The following is an 18,826-nucleotide window of genomic DNA, read 5'->3' on the forward strand; positions in this document are numbered from 1 at the left end:
CTTTCCTTTAACTTTGAAGAAGGGATTTTACTGCTTCTCTAATTTCTTGATAGCTTGTACATCGGCAAATGTTTGATTCTAACCACTCCTCAATTATTTTGTCTGTTACTTTGGGATAATTTACTATAAGAGCATGACAGTTTACAATAAACCCCGGCGTACAGTACCCACACTGAAATGCCCAATGTTCTATAAATGCTCGTTGTACAGGAGATTCATGTAAACCTTCAATTGTTGTTATCCTTTTTTCTGTTGCTTCTACTGCAAGCATGATACAAGATTTTATCGGCCATCCATCCACTAAAACCGTACAAGTTCCACAGTCCCCATTTTCACATCCACGTTTTGCACCTGTTAGATTAAATTGATCTCTCAATGTATCTAAAAGGGTATCAGCTGTTCTCACTATTCCCTGCCGATTTTCTCCATTTATATAAAGGGTAAGCTTTTTAATCAAAATATCCCTCCTTCAAAATGCTCTAACATGTCCCGTAATATATTTCTTAATACAAACAACCGATATTCTCTTGATCCACGAATATCATCTAGTACAGGTGCTGGAATACGTAACACAGTATTTTCTATCCTCTCTTCAACTGACATCTGATTATTATTAATAGCAAATTCCATAGCAGTAGAACGAAAAGGAAAAGCACATAATCCACTAAATGCCATACGAATTTTATTTCCTTTTTTCAAAGCAGCTAGTGTAATTAATGGGTAATCAATTTTTTCAAGTTTTCTCTTTTTCACACTATAAAAAGGTAGTCCAACATACTCTATATCAGTTAAGACTTGTAAAAGAAATTCTCCCTTACTTAATTGTAGTCTTTCTATAAATAGAGAATGGATAGAGACGTAACGTATACCTTTCATTCCTACAATTCCCAAAGTGCTGTCTGCTAATAAAAACGGAAGCACTGCCTCTCTATAACAGATTTCCCCTGCAATGTTTCCACCTAAAGTAATTTTGTTCCGTGCTGTACGGTCTGCTACTCTTGACGCTGTTTTACTCAAAAGTGGAAACACATTCGAATCTGAAACATGAGTTAAAGTAAGTGCTGAACCAAGAACTACATAACGCTGATACCTTCCAAGCACATTACATTCCGGAATTTCCTTTATATCAATTACAGACTTGAGAGAAAGATTCCCCAATCTACCAAGGGTAATAATTTCAGTTCCACCGTTGTAATATATCGGCGTTTTCCCTTCTTGATAAAGCTTAGAATATAGTTGTAATGCTTCTGTTATAGAGTTGGGGCGGTAATATTCAAAGTCAAATGGAATCATAATAAAGGATTCTCCTTTTTCAGTTTCGTTCGCCAAATTAGTTCTGGAGTAATCGGTAACTGATGCAAAGAAACCTGCGCTGCAACTGATAAGCAATTTGCAAGAGCCGCTGGCATTCCAAGGATGCCATGTTCGCCAAGAGCACGGGAACCAAACGGAGAATCGTCATGAGGAGTTTCTATAAATTCTACTTTATATTCAGGTTGTTGACCGTAGTGGGTTACTTTATATGAACGAAATTGATTGTTTAATACTTTCCCTTTTTTGTCATAAGTAAATGCTTCTCGTGTTGCAAAGCTAAGTCCCATACTCATTGCGCCCATTATCTGGGTCTCAGCTCCTTTCAAATTTAATACCTTTCCAGCATCTATTACACTAAAAGCACGAATTAATTTATATGTATAATCTTGCGTGTCAAATTCAACCTCTACTGCCTGTGCTGCAATTCCCCACTCCGGGCCTGGTTTTCCTTTTCCAGTTTCCTTGTCAGGTTCTGTGATTCCTTCAAACGTATATGCTCCTCTTCCTATAATCTGTTTGTTAATTACTTGTCCGTTTGAGGAGACATATCCTAACGCAATATGAGCTATTTCTATAGAAAGACCAGGAGATTCTTTAACATATACTTGTTTATTAGCAATTTCTAAACTCTCTATCGGATACCCTAATAAAATAGAAGCAGATTTTTTCAACTGCGAAATGATATCTTCTGTTGCTGCTAGCACTGCATTTCCTACTAAATATGTAGTTCTGCTTGCAGCTGTTTTCCAATGCTTTGGCGCAACTTGTGTATCCACTTCCATTTTGATATGTATATCTTCCATCTTCAATTGCATTTTTTCTGCTACCATTTGCGCAAGCACAGTTTTTGTACCCGTTCCAATCTCCACTGCACCACAATGGATATTTACACTACCATTTTCATTAAACGTTATTACCGCCCCTGCCCCTGCATCTGGTGGTGTTGTAGAGTTTTTCCATGCAAAAGCAATACCCTTTGCACGCACTTTTCTATCTGAAATTTGTATATACTGTCCTTTATTCCAATTAATAAGTTTTTTTAATCTTTCTAAACATTGTTTCGGATTTCCCATATTACTTCTTGTTACTGGAACTTGTGTAGGTGTCATATCTCCTGGTTTGATTGCATTTTTTAATCGAAATTCAAGTGGACACATACCTAATTTGTTAGCCATAATATCTATAGTTCGTTCTACAACAAAAGTATATTCAGAATGTCCAAATCCACGGAATGCTGTAGCATAAGGATGATTTGTATACATACAAAGCGAGTCACACTCTACATGCTCAATTGAATAAGGTCCTGTACAATCTAGACCCGCCGCTTTACTGACAACTACAGCTCGATCCGCATAAGCTCCACCATCAAATAAAAAAAGGAATTCTGCAGACTTTAAAATCCCTTCTTTCGTACAACCTAGTTTAACTTTTGCTTGCAAACCAATATGAACGGGCGAAGTAATAAAATCCTCTTCTCTGCTATTACGAAGTTTTACCTTTCTTCCTCCTACAGCTTTGGAAGCAATGTAGGATAATATTTCCAATTGAACCATAGTTTTCCCGCCATATGCTCCGCCTACTAAAGGTACGCTAACATGTATATTGCCTTCATCTATACCAAATGCTTCACTCAACTGTTTTCTAATCTCAAATGGTGCCTGAGATGTTGAAGTAACAAGAACAACTCCGTTCGACTTAATCTCGACTTTTGTACATCTCGTTTCCATTGCAGCATGATCAGATTGCGAAAATGAAAAAGATTCTTCTACAATTACATCGCTCTGGTTAAATCCATTTTTAATATCACCCTTCCGAACTTTTGTCCGTGTAGCAATATTTGTATTGGGCTCTGGTTTTGCTTCTTCTATGATTCTATATTCTCCTAAACGCTCATGAACAAGAGGAGCATTATTTTGATATGCCTGTATTGGGGAATTAACAACAGGAATTTCTTTGTACGTTACATGTATTGAAAAAACCGCTCTTTGAGCTGCCGATTCACTGTCTGCAATCACCATAGCAACCGGCTCACCAAAGTATCGTACCTTCTCAAAAGCTAACGGTGGCCGGTCCACTATACTACTACCGACCAGATAAGGATAGTCTCTACCCGTAACAATATTTCGAACACCCGATATTTTCCAAGCCTCACTTGTATCAATGCTCTCTATATACGCATGTGCATATTCACTAGTTAAAAGCTTTACATGCAATATTCCTGTTTCATTTTCATCGTCAATATACTCTTTGCTCGTCCCGTTACTTTGTCCATTGCTTCTTTCCTGGTGATACTTTTTCCAATGATATGATATTGACTCATAAGTCTCCTCCTTTTTTCCTACTCTATACTATTAGTCTTCTCCTATTTTTAGTACATGGAAGAACTTTCTCTACAAATACCTTTTATATTTCTATGTGAGAATAAGTTTTGGTTTATTTTATACATTCCTAAAATTTAATGCTTATTTTTAAAATTGTGGGGGCTTCCTATATTTATCAAGCTAATCTTAAAGTCCTTTGACCTTGAGTATTTAACAATACCACTTGTATGGTTCAATATCTGCCGGACAGTAATCTGGTTACCATCATATCCGTTTCCTTGAATGACACCAGGCGACCCCTTTTTAATAGAATCATCTAGATTCAAGCGGTTCTCTCCAGCTAATTGAAGTAGAACTTTTGCGGTGAACGTCTTCGTCACGCCGCCAACGCGAAAGCAAAAATACTTTAATTACATTTTTCTAACATCCATTTTTTTAATAAAAAAAGAGAGCCCATATATTAGGTACCCTTTCATAAAAGAATTTTTTATTATTTTTTCTAATTTATATTTTGCTTTTAGGCATATCTTCAGGTTTCACTTCTTCGTATCTATCGATTCCATAATAAGAGTCACCGCTATATTTCCCACCTATTTCAACACGGGAGATACACATTCACTTTTAATTTTTTCTTTCCATAAAACTTATCAAAAGTATTCAATGTTAAAAGAAAAATAAACGTTTTTGAAATCTTCCAGAATTGCGCGCTATTGTTGAATAAATCTTAGATTTCCAAATGACTTTATCGTTATATTTTTAAGTACAGTGAAGTATTTTATATCGAAAATTAAATAACTATATTTTAACCCCGTCCTAAATTTAGAACGGGGTTATGCTTGTTTTAGGTTTTAAAATTAAATAGTTTTTTTGTCTATTTACAGATACAAATGGTAGCTAAATCTGAACCAGAAAACTTTCGTTTTCGTTTTACAAACTCAAGTTCTCTTGCAAGTTCTTCTAAAAATACAGGTGTAATATATCGTTGTAATTCTTCCGCAAATGGTTGTAGTTCTTCTTGAAGCGAGAGATTCATAAGAAAATGTCATCCTTTCTAGTCTAGCTTTTTTAGAAAGAATAACGTTTTTTTACTCTTAGGGGTAGTGAAAATTCTTAAGTTGATGGGCATGGGGTAGCACCACATCACTATCAAGCTAATACATTATATTACCCCAAAACGGAAACAACGAGTTGCATTTATATAAATAGCTTTTGGAAAATTGATAATTTTGTTTAAGGATACTTTAAGATTTTAGCTTGAATGACATATAGTGCTACCTCATAATGAATGATTAGGATATTGAACTTAAACGTGTTATTTTTAGCATTCTAAATAATCGGGTTCAATGTATTTTTCTGTTTCAGGTGAGCTTTTAATTTCTATAGGATATTTCTTAAAAGCTACAACAGTAATTCTATCTTCTTGAACTAGACTTCTGGATTCATTTATAGAAGAGAAACCTGTTCGCTTTAAAAAATTGTATAAAGAAGATTTTGTCATCCAAAAACTATTAACGTTATCTAATGATGCCCATTTTGATTGTAAACGTTCTTCTAATGATGAATTAGCAGAGTGCTCCAGCATTGTGTGCCCCTTATATTTATAATTTTTATAAAGTACTGATACATTGGGAGTACAAGTGATATGAGTATCAATTATTACAAACCTTTTGCATACTTCATACACTTTTTCTAAAAAAGGGAATACATCTGAACTGTCTAAATGATATAAAATACCAGAACATAAAACAATATCAAATTGACCGTATTTTTCAGCACTTAAATTTCTTACATCATCTTGATAAAAGGTTAAGTTTTCTAAATTTAATATGTCTTTAGCAAATATAGCTTTTTGTACGTTTGATTCTCTTCCTTCTATCCCTACAACGGTTGCTCCTTGCATAGCAAACTCAATAGCGTAATGCCCCTCTAAACAAGCTAAATCTAAGATTCGAAGATTTTTAAAATCACATTGTGTGATATCTTGAATCATTGTCACAATTTTTTTTAATGCAGGATTTGGTTGTCGAATATCTCTTGTATATAGAGTATCCGTTAATTTAATATCATAAGCGGTCCATTCACCATATTTACGAATAATGTTTTCTTTCTCGAGAACAAAATCTTTCATGATACAATTCGCCACCTTTAACAAAATATTAGTGTAATATATACCTTTATAAGATCAATATATGTGTGTATAACTTGTATTTAGACGAAGGTAAACGTTTTACGTATTCTCCGAAAGAATTCTCCTTCCTCAAGCGGGTGAAGGGCGTAGCCCAACGATAGGTGGGCGATGAATTTCGGTTTGGCATAGCCAAAAACTTTTGATAAACTAGCTATATGAAGTTCTTTGATAACTTGATATAGAAGGTTGCAGGAAGAAAATAGAGTGCGAAAACCAAGCCATTCGGTTCCTGCGTAAAATATCAACCGTACCAAAAGAGCATCCATGCGTTGGACCTAGGGGCGGAACACCCCGAAGTAACGCTCAGGGAGACGAAAGGTTACTTTCGTCGTGGAACTGAGAAGCTCCCACTTCAAGCTTTGCTAAGTGGCGAGTAGTTCACAGCTTGTCACTTTATCATGTGATATGTCAAAGATTCCTTCTTTTTGGGAGCCACTCGCAAATTTATAACAATAGGCAGCTCAAAATGAAATAACTAAATTAGACACGTTAAAGCTCTTTCAACTTATTAAAGCTATTGAAATTGTTAAAAGCATATCATTTGAACAAGATAAACAAGAGGTTTCATGAATAAGATTGTAGTTTTGCGGTACTGATGCTATAAGTGTGAGTAATGAAAAACTCATTTTTTTATTTTGGGGTAATTCTAAATTCTTAAGTTGATGGGTATAGGGTATCGCCAGTATTTTGGAAAAATCCACGCTAAGCAAAATATTAGTAACATTAAGTTATGACACCGTTTGTTATAAAAAAATCCCCAAAAACCGATTTCTAAATTAGGAAACCGACTTTAAGACATCTTATTCAATATTTAATAATCGTTTATATCTTTCTATTCTTTCCTTTGCTACCCTTAATCTTTCGTTTTTTAATAAACTCTCATGCCTCTGTTGTGATGAAAAACCAGTCACTTCGAGAATATTTATTTCAACATTAAAATTCCAATCATTTATTTTATAATCAATGGGATACTCAATTTGACCAATATCCTGTTCAGCGTCTACTGCTATATATTTACCATCTTTTAAAAAGAACTTATAGCTTAACCCAATTGTATATATCCCTAACAATTCTCCTAATTCAGAATGCGTTATCTTTAATACCTCTCCACGCACTTCAATGTCCTCATTGTTAATTAAATTATTTGCAAATGATTTTTTATCTTTAACAAGATAAAAATAATCAGTGTTACCTACAACTACAGTTTGATCTAATTCATACCAACTTGGTTTCCAGTTAAAAATCATAATACAACACCTCTAAAAGTGATTATTCAACTACTTAGGGGACTGGTGGCAAAACGCGGATTTTATCCGCTAAGATAGTTACTGAAAGTAAAATGTAATCTTTACTACTGTAAAAAAATAAATAGTTCCACGCAAAAGATGTTAGTTGACGTAAAATTCGTTATAGGAAACTAATTTTTAATATTAAAGCAAACTCTTCCCCGAACAGAGAGGAGTTTGCTTTTTTAGCATGCTTACCTTTCTATAAATTACTAGTTATGAAACAAGGATCGTTTCATAACTAGTAATTTACTTGATTATCTTGATGGGTATGGAGTAGTGCCCCTATAAACAAAACCCTCCAGAGACATCTATAATCTGCCCTGTTACCCAGCGGCTATCAGAAGAAGCAAGGAATGCTACTGCATCTGCAATATCTTCAACTTGCCCTATTCGTCCGAACACAGATGAGTTTTTAGCAAAATTTCGTATTTCCGGATCATCTAGCAATTTTGCATTGATATCTGTCTTCGTATATCCAGGCATAATTGTATTCACTGTTATACCTCTTTCTCCAAGATGTTTAGCTAGAGGCAGTGTCATCGTATTTAATGCACCTTTACTTAAGCCGTATGCAATGGACCCTGTAAAACCAAGTCGTACTTCAGCTGATGAAATGTTAATCACACGGCCCTCTGCTCGTATTAATGGTAATGTTTGCTGAATTAAAAAGAATGGTGCTTTCATATTTACAGACATAATTTCATCAAAAACTTCTTCTGTCGTATTTTCAATCGTTCCTTGTGTACCTATCCCTGCATTGTTTACTAAAATATCAATCTCTGATGTACCAACTTTTATTTGTAATTCATTCTTTAACTGTTTTACTAGCTTTTTGACACCATCAATTGAATTAAGTTCAGCTTCAATTAAGAACGCTTTTCCTCCATTAGATTCAATCTCACTAATCGTTTCATCTGCAGCTGTTTTATTTCGGCCGTAGTGAATCGCAACTAATGCTCCATCTTTCGCCAATCTCATCGCAATCGCACGGCCAATTCCACGACTCGCTCCTGTTACTAACGCTACTTTTCCATCAAGATTCTTCATTTTTTCCATCCTTCCTAAATTTCCGTTTGATAAAAACCTATACTTATATTTTCATGTAAACACCAATCATTTTAAATATAGATTTATAGGTAATTTAGTCCATTCGCTTATGATATTATAGTTATAATTCGTAATTTACTTTAGAAAACAAAAATAAGGAGGCTACACAATGCAAAACGCCGTAAAACTGGATGAAATCGATCATAAAATTATGAACTTGTTGTATGAAAATGCGAGAATTTCTGTTTCAGAAATAGGACGAATTATATCCATGACGCAACCTGCTGTAAAAGAACGTATTAACAAGCTTGAAGATCAAGGAGTTATAGCGGCTTATCGAACGAAATTTGAGCCTTCCAAAATTAATAAAAACATTCAAGCATTCATCATGTTTAAAACGAGCCAATGCTCTGATTTTATTCAATTTTGTAATGCCGCTCCTGAAGTAACAGATTTATATCGAATTAGTGGGGAATTTAATTATATGATGAAGGTCATGAGCGATTCGATGGATTCCCTCGCTGCATTTTTAGACTCGTTAATGCAATTTGGCTTGTCATCTCCTTTAATTGTTTTAAAGAGTGAGTTTGAGGAGAAATTGTCGTTCTAATAAAGGGATACGTATTATCCTCCGCTAACAGTACAAGCTTTTCCTTTATGAGAAAATCCAACAGAATCAATGATTAGTAACCAAAAAAAGAACATTGATTTTCAATGTTCTTTTTTATATCTCTACTTATTAATTAGATTGCTATTCGAAAAAAGCACCTTAATCCCCTTACCCTTGATTCCTCTGCGCCTCTCTAAACTCCTCCTTGACCTTCTCTAACAACCCTTCTTCCGTAATTAATCGATAAGCCGTATTTGCTAATGCTTTTGCCGATGTAATTAATGCTTTATCTCCAAGTTCTGAACGTGCTGCTTCTCTAAATTCATTCGTATGTGCAATTAAATCATCTGGTCCGATTTTAATGTACGGGTGAATGGTCGGTACAACTTGACTTACGTTTCCTGCGTCGGTTGAACCGATCCCTACTCTTTCTTTACGATTTACATCTTCACCTAATAGTTCTAGTTCTTCCGCTACAATATCGTTATATGTTTTTGTTACGAGTAATTCATCGATTTCATTTTGGAATTGATGGATTTTTACTTTTGCACCTGTTGCTAACGCTGCTCCCTCAGCAATGTTTCTTACTTTTTCTGTTACTTCCGCGCATCTTTTTCTCGTTGCTGCACGGATGAAGAACCTAGCCGCGGCATAGTCAGGAATAATGTTAGGTGCTTTTCCGCCTTCTGTAATGACGCCATGAATTCTCACGTCTGACGGAAGTTGTTGGCGAAGTGCGTTTATACTGTTGTACAGCTGGATAACCGCATCTAATGCGTTAATCCCTTCTTCAGGTGAAGCTGCGGCATGAGCTGTTTTTCCGTAAAAATGAAAATCGAGTGGATCGACTGCTAGTGAAGGACTCGTTGTCGCTGTTTTTCCGCTCGGATGAATCATAAGCGCCGCATCAATGTCTTTAAATAAACCTGCCTTTACATAACTTGATTTCGCGCTACCATTTGGCCCGCCTTCTTCTGCTGGCGTACCAAACACAACAACTTCCCCGCCAATTTCTTCAAGCGTTTCTGATAATGCAATTGCTGCTGCAACACTAATTGTGCCGATTAAATTGTGACCACACGCATGGCCTAGTCCTGGTAAAGCGTCGTACTCCGCTAAAAATGCGATTGCTGGTCCTTGTTTTCCAGAGCTTTTTCGCGCGATAAATCCCGTTTCATGTCCAGCTATATTGTGCTGCAACTGAAATCCTGCACTGCCTAGCAATAAACTTAACGTTCTAGATGCATAAAACTCTTGGTTACCAATCTCTGGATTCGCATGAATATCATGACTTGTTTCTATGTACTTTTCCTTATTTCTTTCGATACTCTCTTCAATTGTTTTTCTTTGTGACGTTACTCCTGTCGCTCCCATTGTTCTTCCTCCTTTTATTTTCACGTAAAAAAGCCTCTTTCTAAAAGATAGAAAGAGGCTTCTGTATATACAGTCAAAATGAGCTTCTTTCTTATCTTTCAAGTTACCTTGCTGGAATTGGCACAGTATTCATAACGAATCCGCTGCCGAGGTATCATAGGGCCAGTCCCTCCACCTCTCGTGATAAGAATTTTCATAAAATTATATTAAATTATTTTTTATTCTAAGTTCATTCCAAGTAAAAGTCAAGGAATTCCTATCCGAATTTACCGAATATCTAAAAATCCTTTTAATACACCAATTGTTTCTGGTGCTTGCAGTCTTGCACATACGTACGGAAATTCCGTGCTACCTTCAAATATCATTTGAGATGTGAGCGGTGCGCCTGCCCAGAAGATTTCATCATCAATTACGATAAACGGGAATGCTTTATTTTGTCTTTGTAACTTTACATTTTTCAGTGGAACTGGTCCATCACTATAAACTATTATTTGTGCATTTGTACGCATGAACGCTTGCCATACTCGTTTATCTACTTGTTTTGTACTTGGAAGTGAAATAATAATTTTTCGTTTTGCGGCTAAAATATCTTTTAATAGCCCTTTCGGCTCTTCAAGATTCATTTCCATAAACCAGCGTAAACGTTTCGAAATTTTCCGTTCCCACAATTGTCTTGATGTCGTGCGATCACACACATCTCCATGACGTTCTATATGAGCTGTTAATTGCGATAACGCTTGTTTTCTAGAAAGATTTTTACGCATATAATGGCAATCTGATAATTGAATGAACTTCCCTCTCGCTCTTGTCACTGCTACATTGACGAGGCGATGGTTTTTATGGTCAAAGAATAGTACGCCAGGTCGTTCTTGTGGATAACTGTCAACCGTATCAAAGATCATCATATCTCTTTCAGAACCTTGGAACTTATGAACTGTAGCCGCTAAAACTGGTATGTGTTGATATTTCGTTCTCTGCAACATTTCTCTAATACACGTCGATAAAAAGCGTGACTGCGCCCTGTAAGGTGTCACAACACCAATTGATTGAATACCGTCTAACAATCCGATTAACATCATTTGCATCGCTACTAAACCAGACATAATGTTAAAACGTGAACCAGAAGCAGCATCTTTTAACGAAAAAGCTCCCATTTGGCTCGTATCAAATAAAACACTCGCTTCATTTGCGAACGGTTGCAATTGCGCAAGTTCTTTACGCTCTGAAACAGACGGATGATCGTATACTCTATTTTTATAAATAAACGAATTCGTAAACTTCGATATATCCGCATGCATACGTCTTTGTTCCTGCAACATAAATAGGTTTGGGTGTGCTTCTGATTTATTAACAGACTCAACAATCCCAGCGTGGTAAAACATATCTTCCCCAAGCCATTTGCGAACAAGTTCATGATTTGCCATCGCAATTGGAGGTAACTGTAAAAAGTCACCGCAAACGACGATACGTTTCCCAAGTGAAGCAGCTAATGCAATTTGCGGAACGAACGCCATACTCACCTCATCTACGACAACTAAATCAAATGTACGCTCATAAATTAGCGCATCAATGGCACATTTCGATAAAGTTGCGCCGATTACTTTCGCATTTTCAATATATTCTTTTTCTACTTCTTTAATTTTAGCCTTTTGCTTTCGAAGATCACTTTCAATCTCTTGTATACGCTTCTTATCAGCAGATGTTGCTTTATACGATAAGATTTTTTCACGAAGATCTTGGCGTGTCTCTTCTAAGTAGAGTCTTTCCTCACCCCATGATCCGTTCGTCGTTTCAACTAACTTAGATGCAAGTAACGTTTCATGATTTCGTATATGTTCATGCTGACTATAACCGTAACGAACAATTTCGCCAGGCGTCCATTTCTTTTTCTTTTCAATTTGCTTCGTTACTTCACTCATTAATACGTCTACTGCCGCGTTACTATGAGCTAACACAAGTACCGATTTTCCTTTTTGATAATGAGCCGAAATAATACGTGATAAATTGTAAGACTTCCCTGTTCCAGGTGGTCCCCATACGTACGTTGTCGGATTGTAAAACGCGCGATATGCCAGTTCATTTTTCGGATTTTTCATCTTCTCAATATGTTTCGGACTGCTCGTCCCATCAACAAGACGCTTTATACGATTACGTTTTAGCTTGTCTTTACGTGCTTCTTTCAATCGCTCTTGCAGTTGCTCTAAAAGTTGCCACGGTTCACTGTATAAAACCGCTTCTCTTATTTCACCTTGTATATAATCATTTAATTTCAATTCTATTTCTAATCCATGTACAGATAATACTTCTCCTGTCGCTTCCTCACCATCGAACTCAATTCGAATTGGTGATCCTTCAGGTAAGCTTACTTCCGAAATAAGCTGAAATACATACACTGTATTCTCATAATCTGTATATAAAAAACGACCGTTCATGATAGAAATTTTACTACCACCTATCGTTTTCCAATGTTTAATTTCATATGCTAATGCATAATGCCACTCTTTCATCGTTTCTGATAATGAAGGAGTTTGAGTATTTGTATTCATCGTATAATCTCCTTCCTTCTCCCCAAACATACTTTCTCACTATACCATACAACACGCTAAAATTTGTAAGGTTTTTATCTTGCTTATTTTCTTAATTTTCAATAATATGTTGTATATAATTTTCAGAAAGAAGGAATCTACATGCCAGTTAGAAGAATTGAACACGTAGGACTTATGGTTGCAAACTTAGAAGCATCTATCTCATTTTATGAAGAAGTAGTCGGCTTACAGCTCCTTAAACGCATGGGGCACCCAAACCCAGACTTAAAACTCGCTTTTTTAGGTGTGGAAGAATCGAAAGAAACGATACTCGAATTAATTGAAGGCTACAACTCTTCCCTTCCGGCAGAAGGAAAAGTACATCACATTTGCTTTAAAGTGGATTCATTAGAGGATGAAATCGAAAGACTAAAGAAACACGCAGTAACCTTTTTACTAGGAGATGAAATCGAAACATTACCAGATGGAACACGTTACATATTCTTCGCTGGCCCTGATGGGGAGTGGATTGAGTTTTTTGAGACGGAGAGATAGAGTGAAACTTTAGTCAGCCCACAATAAACGGGATAATAACTTTATGATCCACATAAGGAGTAGAAACTGATGAATATAGTTTTTTGGGTACTTATACTATTTCCACTTCTTAATATAATCCTGTTAAAGAGGTGGAATATAAGTCCCATTAATCTCATGGGGGTATTTGGTAATTTAAAAATGCTGTTTATTTATAGCACTTTTACGAATGCAAAAACAGCCAAAATACTCAAGCAGTTTCGCATAAAAACTTGCATATTTTAGGCTGTTTAATTGTACTCCTTATTTTGTTAAAGTTACCCGTCAGTTCAATTCCAAAGACCTCAGCTGACGATTAACTCAAGTACCGATTTCGGATGACCCTCATGTGATGAAGTTCGTGTTCTGTATCCGCTACACTATCTGTAGCAAAAGTTGTTATCTCATTTTCTTCAACACTTGACATTGCTCGATTTATAGCCTGTTCTAGCTTTACGTTCTTCTTGTTCATAGCTGTTACTAAGCGTTCTATAGTTGCTACATCTTTATGATAAAAAATTCTAGAATTATTATTGCTACATTCTTTCATTTTATTAATTAGTATGATATACCATCACAGCACCAGAAAGACTAATATAAGCTAGTATCATCCATACGTTATCATTTCTAATCTATCCTGTTTAGAAATGATAACGTTTTTTTGTACTTAAAGGTATTAAAATTTCTTAAGTTGATGGGAATATAGGGTGCCCCCTATATGGTGGAGATAGAATCGTAGCGGATAACATAGGAGAAAAACTAAACGGCCTAAAAGTATTGTATTTTAATATTGAAATTTTAAGGGTAGCCAACTATATAAAATGTAACACTGACGTTCCAGGGGATTATGTTGAATACAATAATGAGGAGAAATGGTTTATGTCTATATTATTTTCTCTTCCAATTACTATATATTTTTAGCATACTATTAACTATAAGGAGGGAGTGCAGAAATGGAAGAAAAGAAAGTGACGTGGTTAGAACTCTTTTATGATTTGTTATTTGTGGCGGCAGTGACGGCTGCGACTCATGTTTTACTTCATGTTGAAGATGGTCAAATCCATGCAGAGTATTTAGTAAAATTTGTCTTAATTTTTATTCCGATTTGGTGGGCTTGGGTAGGGCAAACCATCTTTGTTAACCGGTTTGGAAAAGATTTATTTCATCAAAGAATTTTTTTGATCCTGCAAATGTTTTTTGTCCTAATAATGACATCAAGCTTATCAGCTGATTTTGATCCTTATTATCTTTCTTTTTTAATTGGCTATATTGGCTTAAGGGTCGTGACTGCAATTCAATATCTTGTTGTCCAGCGTATAGAAGAGGGAGCTCGAAAAAAAGCAGCACTCTTTTTAGGAAGATATTTTTGGATTGGAATCGTTATTTCATTATTATCCGTCTTTTTTGATTCTTGGATTCGATATGCTGTGTTATATTTTGGGATTCTTATCGATATTATTGCCCCACTGCTTGGAAGGAAGTGTTTAGAAAAGGTTCCTACAAATACAGCCCACTTGTTAGAGAGATTTGGTCTATTTTCCATTATTCTCTTTGGGGAAGCTCTTGTAAGCACTCTTGTGGTCATTCAACCTAAACAAGGAAATTGGGATTCAATAAGCTTTGCGATCATTTCATTTATCCTCATTATTTCGATGTGGTGGCAATATTTCGATAACATGGAGAAGAAACTCGACAAGTCTAGACAAACTTCTGGTCAAATTATTATTTACGGTCATCTATTTATTTTAATGTCTTTGAGTATGGTTGCAGCATCCATTAGATTATTATTTTTACATGAGGTCTATTATTCTTTTATCTTATATTTTGTTTTTGGTTCTGTATTGCTCTATTTCCTGTCAACTACAATTGTTTTTCATCAATACAGGTTTGAACAACACCGCTTGAACATTTATCATTTGTGCTTGTTTTTAGGAATTTTAGCAGTCTTTTTTGTTATTAATTTAATTATAGTAGTGCCGAATATTGTGATAATAGGACAATTAACCTTATTTTTTATCATCTATGCTAAATTAACAAGCACATAAATAAAAGAATCAAATAAATTAGTATCAAACTATAATACTGGTTTATATATATATTGGTAAATTTTATATTTATATTAAATCTTATAATTCACGGTGACTCTGATGCAACTGTACCTTTTGAGTTAAGTGGAAACGCACATATGATTCCATTCCTGATAGTAAACTTGCTCTAATACAGGTTGTCCTCATGGATTAAACGCAACTCCTGCAAAAGAATTTAATGAAGTATTATTAACATTTTTAAAAGAATAATCTTTGAGGAACTACCAGAGGCGGTTCAACAGCAATATCAAGAATAATAACACGAATTTATCGATTAGGGTTTTCCAAAAAGAGTAGCGCTATGCTTAATCTTTTGGAAAACCTTCTTTACATAGTTTTTTTAGGTCTCTTAGGGGAATCGTCACAGTGCTATCAAGTTAAAAAATACATTCTTCCCATAAACGAAAAAAACGAACTGAACTTCTATGGACAACTATGAAAGAATGAAATTTTCGTTTTGGGGATAATTCAAAATCTTAGGTTGATGGCGATGTGGCGGTACCCCAAATCCAACATCTCTAGCTAGATTCTGTAAGGTATTTGGTGATAAAAGACTCTTAATCCCCTGTGCAAATAATTGTAAGTCGTCAGATACAGAATTAGACATAAAAAAACGTCATCCTTTCCTATAATTCTACCGTAAGAATAACGTCTTTATGGCGATATGGTGGTATACCTACTTAATTTAGCTTATTCTCCCTTTTCGGGGATTTGGGCAAAATTACCCCACAAAAAAACAGCGAACCCTTCGAATATGTGGGTTCGCCATTATAAATCATTTATTTCACGTCTAATTTTTCTTTCACCTTCCCAGGAAGCTCGTCTTTCTTCACCTCTTCCCAAGCAGTTACACCTTTTTTATCGGAGTGGAACACGCGTAAGAATGCTTCTTTACGAAGCTCTTTAAATCCATTAAATTTCACTGTTTTTTCATTACCAGTTTTGTCAAATCCTTGTAATTAATAATTATACTCTGTGTATTTATTTCCTTCTTTAGATACCCCTGACTTTATTTTCGCATCAGTTGTAATTTGAACATAGTATTCATCTTTTCCCATACGATTCACATCGCAACCAACTAACATTGTAGCAAATACAACTAGAATACTAAAAAGTGTAATATATCTTTTCACGTCATTCACCTCATGTGTTTTTTATTATGCTGTTATCATAACCCCTTTTTATTTGAGAAGAAATTCAAGAACATGACATGAAGATTACACTTTTGTAAGATAATAAAAAGACGACTACAACAGCTGCCTTTTTAATCAACATCATAACAATCACTTGCATTGTAGTCTAACATTTAAATAAACCAACCCATATAAACACAAAAAAGAGGAGTCACCCTAAGGTGACTCCTTTCCTAAGATAACTCCCAAAATATAAGTTATACAACATCCTTAAAAAAATAAATAATTTACTCCGGTTGCTATGATAGAGAATCCCATAATAATTGCTATTACAATACTGTGACGTACACGATTCATAACGAAGATTGCAATATACTCTCGAATCATCGCATTTGGCCAATAATAGAAGGCTGTTTTTGAGCCAATTCCTTGGCTATTTAATCCTACTATTTTAGCGTATAATCCTGCGCGAAACACATGGAAGTTGTTTGTAGAAAAAATGCAGTTATACTGTGTTCCTTTTAATGATTCCATAATTCTCTTTGAAAAAAGCATATTTTGGTATGTTGTAGTAGAACGGTCCTCTTTTATTGTATTCTCTAGAGGAATCCCATTATTCACAGCATACTCCTGCATAGCTTTCGCTTCAGAAATATTTTCATCTGATCCTTGTCCACCAGAGAAAATAATCTTAGGTGGTGAGGAAACTGCTTCTTGTTTCTTATAAAATTCAATAGCTCTATTAATTCTGCTAGCTAAAAGTGGCGGAACCTTATCATTAATTAAACCACTACCAAGAACAATGATAAAATCCTGGTTGTATTTTGGTCTATTGAACTGGTATAGGAAATAGGCCGTTAGGAAATTAGATAAATCTATAAATAAATATAAAGAAATGAGAACTGCTCCCCAGTAAAGTGTTCGAATCGCTTCGGGGAAGAAGTTAATTGGTTCAACTAAAGAAATTACTAAAAAGAACGAAAGAAATATACCTAAAACGAAAGTTAAACTATTTGCAAAACGTCGACTTTCTTTGCTCATAAGAATCTTAGCATTTAGAAACAGCCCCAATATTAAGGCAACTAAGCCGAAACTTAACATAAAGAGAACAATCACAGCAGGTATTAAAGCGATGAACAGTAAAAACTGATTTCCTGTAATCATAGAGAAATACGCACTTGCAATAATTATTGAAATTATAAACAGGTTAAATAAAAAACCGTTTATTATCCTTCTAGGATCAGTTAAATAAAAACCTAGAAAAAGAACGAGTAACATGATTGGAATAAACGCGTAAAACATAAATTTTTAACACCTCAATAAATTGATATTATACAGATACTTAAAAACAACTTTTATAATATCCCATATTTATTAAATTAAATCAATTTTATATTTCATAAATATAAAATTGATTTAAAACAAAAAAGAAATAAATTTTTAGATTTATTATCTTTTTATAACTTAGAAGACTCTTAGTTCACTAAAATTATTGTCAGAAAATCCAACTAAATCATCCCTCCCTAATTCTGTCGAAACAATCCAGACAAAAACAATCTGAAATATGGAATAAATAACCATACTACATAAAGAAATAGGATTGATTTAAAAAATAACTTTAAAGATATTCTGCCCAAAAAACATACCCTCCCTTTTCACCTCAGAATAGCACGAACAAAACGTAAATTTTGTACGCTAAGAAACCGAATTTTTTAGATTGTTGAACTCAATCCCCGTCAGTGCCATAAGAAAAAGGGTTACCGTAGTAACCCTTTTTCTTATAATACACGTCATTTTGGGAAGCTACGGATGAATAAAGTCAATCTATGAGATTTCCCACAATCTTTTAACTTCCACCAATTCCTACCCATTGAATTCCATTCTATATATATCTGGTTTTGATGTCTGTAGTAAAAAATTCAAATCATACTTACTGTCATAATACCCCATCATCAAAGTCATTACAGCTCTATGAGTGCCTAATACTATTTTCTGTCCTCGATAGGTGTTTAATAATTCTTTTAAGGCTTTTGTCGCACGTTTCTGACAGTCGACATTAGACTCTCCTCACGTTAAAGCAAATTCGGGGTCTAAGTTTGGGTTTTTACTTCCAAAAATATCTTAGCGTATAAGAGGATAGGAGACGATTCCCGGTATTAGGTTAGGGGCCACTCTGGGATTTGATTACAAATAAAAAAGAACTTTATTCAAGTCCCTTTAATCTACGATAAAGATCGACCTAACTTACACATGTAATTTGTCATATTTGTTTAAAAATCAAATATATATTCTCTACACTCCCCAGTTATCAGTAGGTCATGTATTTAAAAATCTAAAAAGGTCCTTTTAGATTTTCTGAAGAGAC

Annotated in this window: 11 protein-coding genes, 7 pseudogenes and 1 riboswitch; of the genes and pseudogenes, 4 read left to right on the forward strand and 14 right to left on the reverse strand. The window is 34.9% G+C overall.

The features are described 5' to 3' along the window. Positions 1–7 precede the first annotated feature (7 nt). The 8 genes and pseudogenes from BC_RS15835 to BC_RS15870 form a co-directional block, all read right to left on the reverse strand. Positions 8–457, reverse strand: a complete 450-nt coding sequence (locus BC_RS15835; RefSeq protein WP_000592341.1) for a (2Fe-2S)-binding protein — start codon at positions 455–457, stop codon at positions 8–10. Beyond that, complete coding sequence (locus tag BC_RS15840; RefSeq protein WP_000611958.1) at positions 454–1,293, reverse strand: FAD binding domain-containing protein; 840 nt, start codon at positions 1,291–1,293, stop codon at positions 454–456. The genes BC_RS15835 and BC_RS15840 overlap by 4 nt, the downstream gene beginning before the upstream one ends. Beyond that, positions 1,290–3,634, reverse strand: a pseudogene (locus BC_RS15845) (xanthine dehydrogenase family protein molybdopterin-binding subunit). The gene BC_RS15840 and the pseudogene BC_RS15845 overlap by 4 nt, the downstream one beginning before the upstream one ends. Before the next feature lie 180 nt (positions 3,635–3,814). Beyond that, positions 3,815–4,036: pseudogene (locus BC_RS15850) on the reverse strand (serine hydrolase); the annotation flags it as partial. A gap of 479 nt (positions 4,037–4,515) precedes the next feature. Continuing rightward, positions 4,516–4,668 (reverse strand): annotated as a pseudogene (locus BC_RS15855) (IS4 family transposase); the annotation flags it as partial. A 285-nt stretch (positions 4,669–4,953) separates the two neighbouring features. Next, positions 4,954–5,763 (reverse strand): class I SAM-dependent methyltransferase, encoded by an 810-nt coding sequence (locus BC_RS15860; protein WP_000651403.1) that lies wholly within the window; start codon positions 5,761–5,763, stop codon positions 4,954–4,956. An 860-nt stretch (positions 5,764–6,623) separates the two neighbouring features. Further along, positions 6,624–7,070: a hypothetical protein gene (locus BC_RS15865; protein WP_000577091.1), complete on the reverse strand. Its 447-nt coding sequence runs from the start codon at positions 7,068–7,070 to the stop codon at positions 6,624–6,626. Positions 7,071–7,394: 324 nt separating this feature from the next. After that, entirely contained in the window at positions 7,395–8,159 is a 765-nt protein-coding gene (locus tag BC_RS15870) for an SDR family oxidoreductase (protein WP_000792651.1), read from the reverse strand. Between the two features lie 169 nt (positions 8,160–8,328). On the opposite strand from BC_RS15870, the gene BC_RS15875 reads away from it, so the two are divergent. Continuing rightward, positions 8,329–8,769, forward strand: a complete 441-nt coding sequence (locus BC_RS15875) for an Lrp/AsnC family transcriptional regulator (RefSeq protein ID WP_001178565.1) — start codon at positions 8,329–8,331, stop codon at positions 8,767–8,769. Between the two features lie 168 nt (positions 8,770–8,937). Here BC_RS15875 and BC_RS15880 read toward each other — a convergent pair whose 3' ends face one another. Together BC_RS15880 and BC_RS15885 are read right to left on the reverse strand one after the other, a co-directional pair. Further along, positions 8,938–10,143: a M20 family metallopeptidase gene (locus BC_RS15880; RefSeq protein WP_000501370.1), complete on the reverse strand. Its 1,206-nt coding sequence runs from the start codon at positions 10,141–10,143 to the stop codon at positions 8,938–8,940. A gap of 88 nt (positions 10,144–10,231) precedes the next feature. Then, a riboswitch (SAM riboswitch) is annotated at positions 10,232–10,333 on the reverse strand. A 76-nt stretch (positions 10,334–10,409) separates the two neighbouring features. Next, a complete protein-coding gene (locus BC_RS15885) occupies positions 10,410–12,719 on the reverse strand; it encodes an AAA domain-containing protein (protein ID WP_002195651.1) in 2,310 nt (769 codons plus the stop codon). A gap of 111 nt (positions 12,720–12,830) precedes the next feature. Here BC_RS15885 and BC_RS15890 point away from each other — a divergent pair, with 111 nt between their 5' ends. Next, on the forward strand, positions 12,831–13,223 hold the full coding sequence (locus BC_RS15890; protein ID WP_001145269.1) for a VOC family protein: 393 nt from the start codon (positions 12,831–12,833) through the stop codon (positions 13,221–13,223). 379 nt (positions 13,224–13,602) lie between these two features. On the opposite strand, the pseudogene BC_RS15895 reads toward BC_RS15890, so the two are convergent. Next, positions 13,603–13,785: pseudogene (locus BC_RS15895) on the reverse strand (hypothetical protein); the annotation flags it as partial. A gap of 409 nt (positions 13,786–14,194) precedes the next feature. Between BC_RS15895 and BC_RS15900 the strand changes: the two are divergent. Both BC_RS15900 and BC_RS15905 read left to right on the forward strand, forming a co-directional pair. Next, positions 14,195–15,286: a low temperature requirement protein A gene (locus BC_RS15900; RefSeq protein ID WP_000391547.1), complete on the forward strand. Its 1,092-nt coding sequence runs from the start codon at positions 14,195–14,197 to the stop codon at positions 15,284–15,286. Between the two features lie 71 nt (positions 15,287–15,357). Next, a pseudogene (locus tag BC_RS15905) lies at positions 15,358–15,538 on the forward strand (alpha/beta fold hydrolase); the annotation flags it as partial. A 569-nt stretch (positions 15,539–16,107) separates the two neighbouring features. Here BC_RS15905 and BC_RS15910 read toward each other — a convergent pair. From BC_RS15910 to BC_RS15920, 3 genes and pseudogenes are all read right to left on the reverse strand, one after another. Continuing rightward, a pseudogene (locus BC_RS15910) lies at positions 16,108–16,461 on the reverse strand (YxeA family protein). 270 nt (positions 16,462–16,731) lie between these two features. After that, a complete protein-coding gene (locus tag BC_RS15915; RefSeq protein ID WP_000498961.1) occupies positions 16,732–17,763 on the reverse strand; it encodes a YdcF family protein in 1,032 nt (343 codons plus the stop codon). 561 nt (positions 17,764–18,324) lie between these two features. Continuing rightward, positions 18,325–18,567, reverse strand: a pseudogene (locus tag BC_RS15920) (histidine phosphatase family protein); the annotation flags it as partial. Between the last annotated feature and the right edge of the window lie 259 nt (positions 18,568–18,826).

This window comes from Bacillus cereus ATCC 14579 (assembly GCF_000007825.1).
GTDB lineage: Bacteria > Bacillota > Bacilli > Bacillales > Bacillaceae_G > Bacillus_A > Bacillus_A cereus.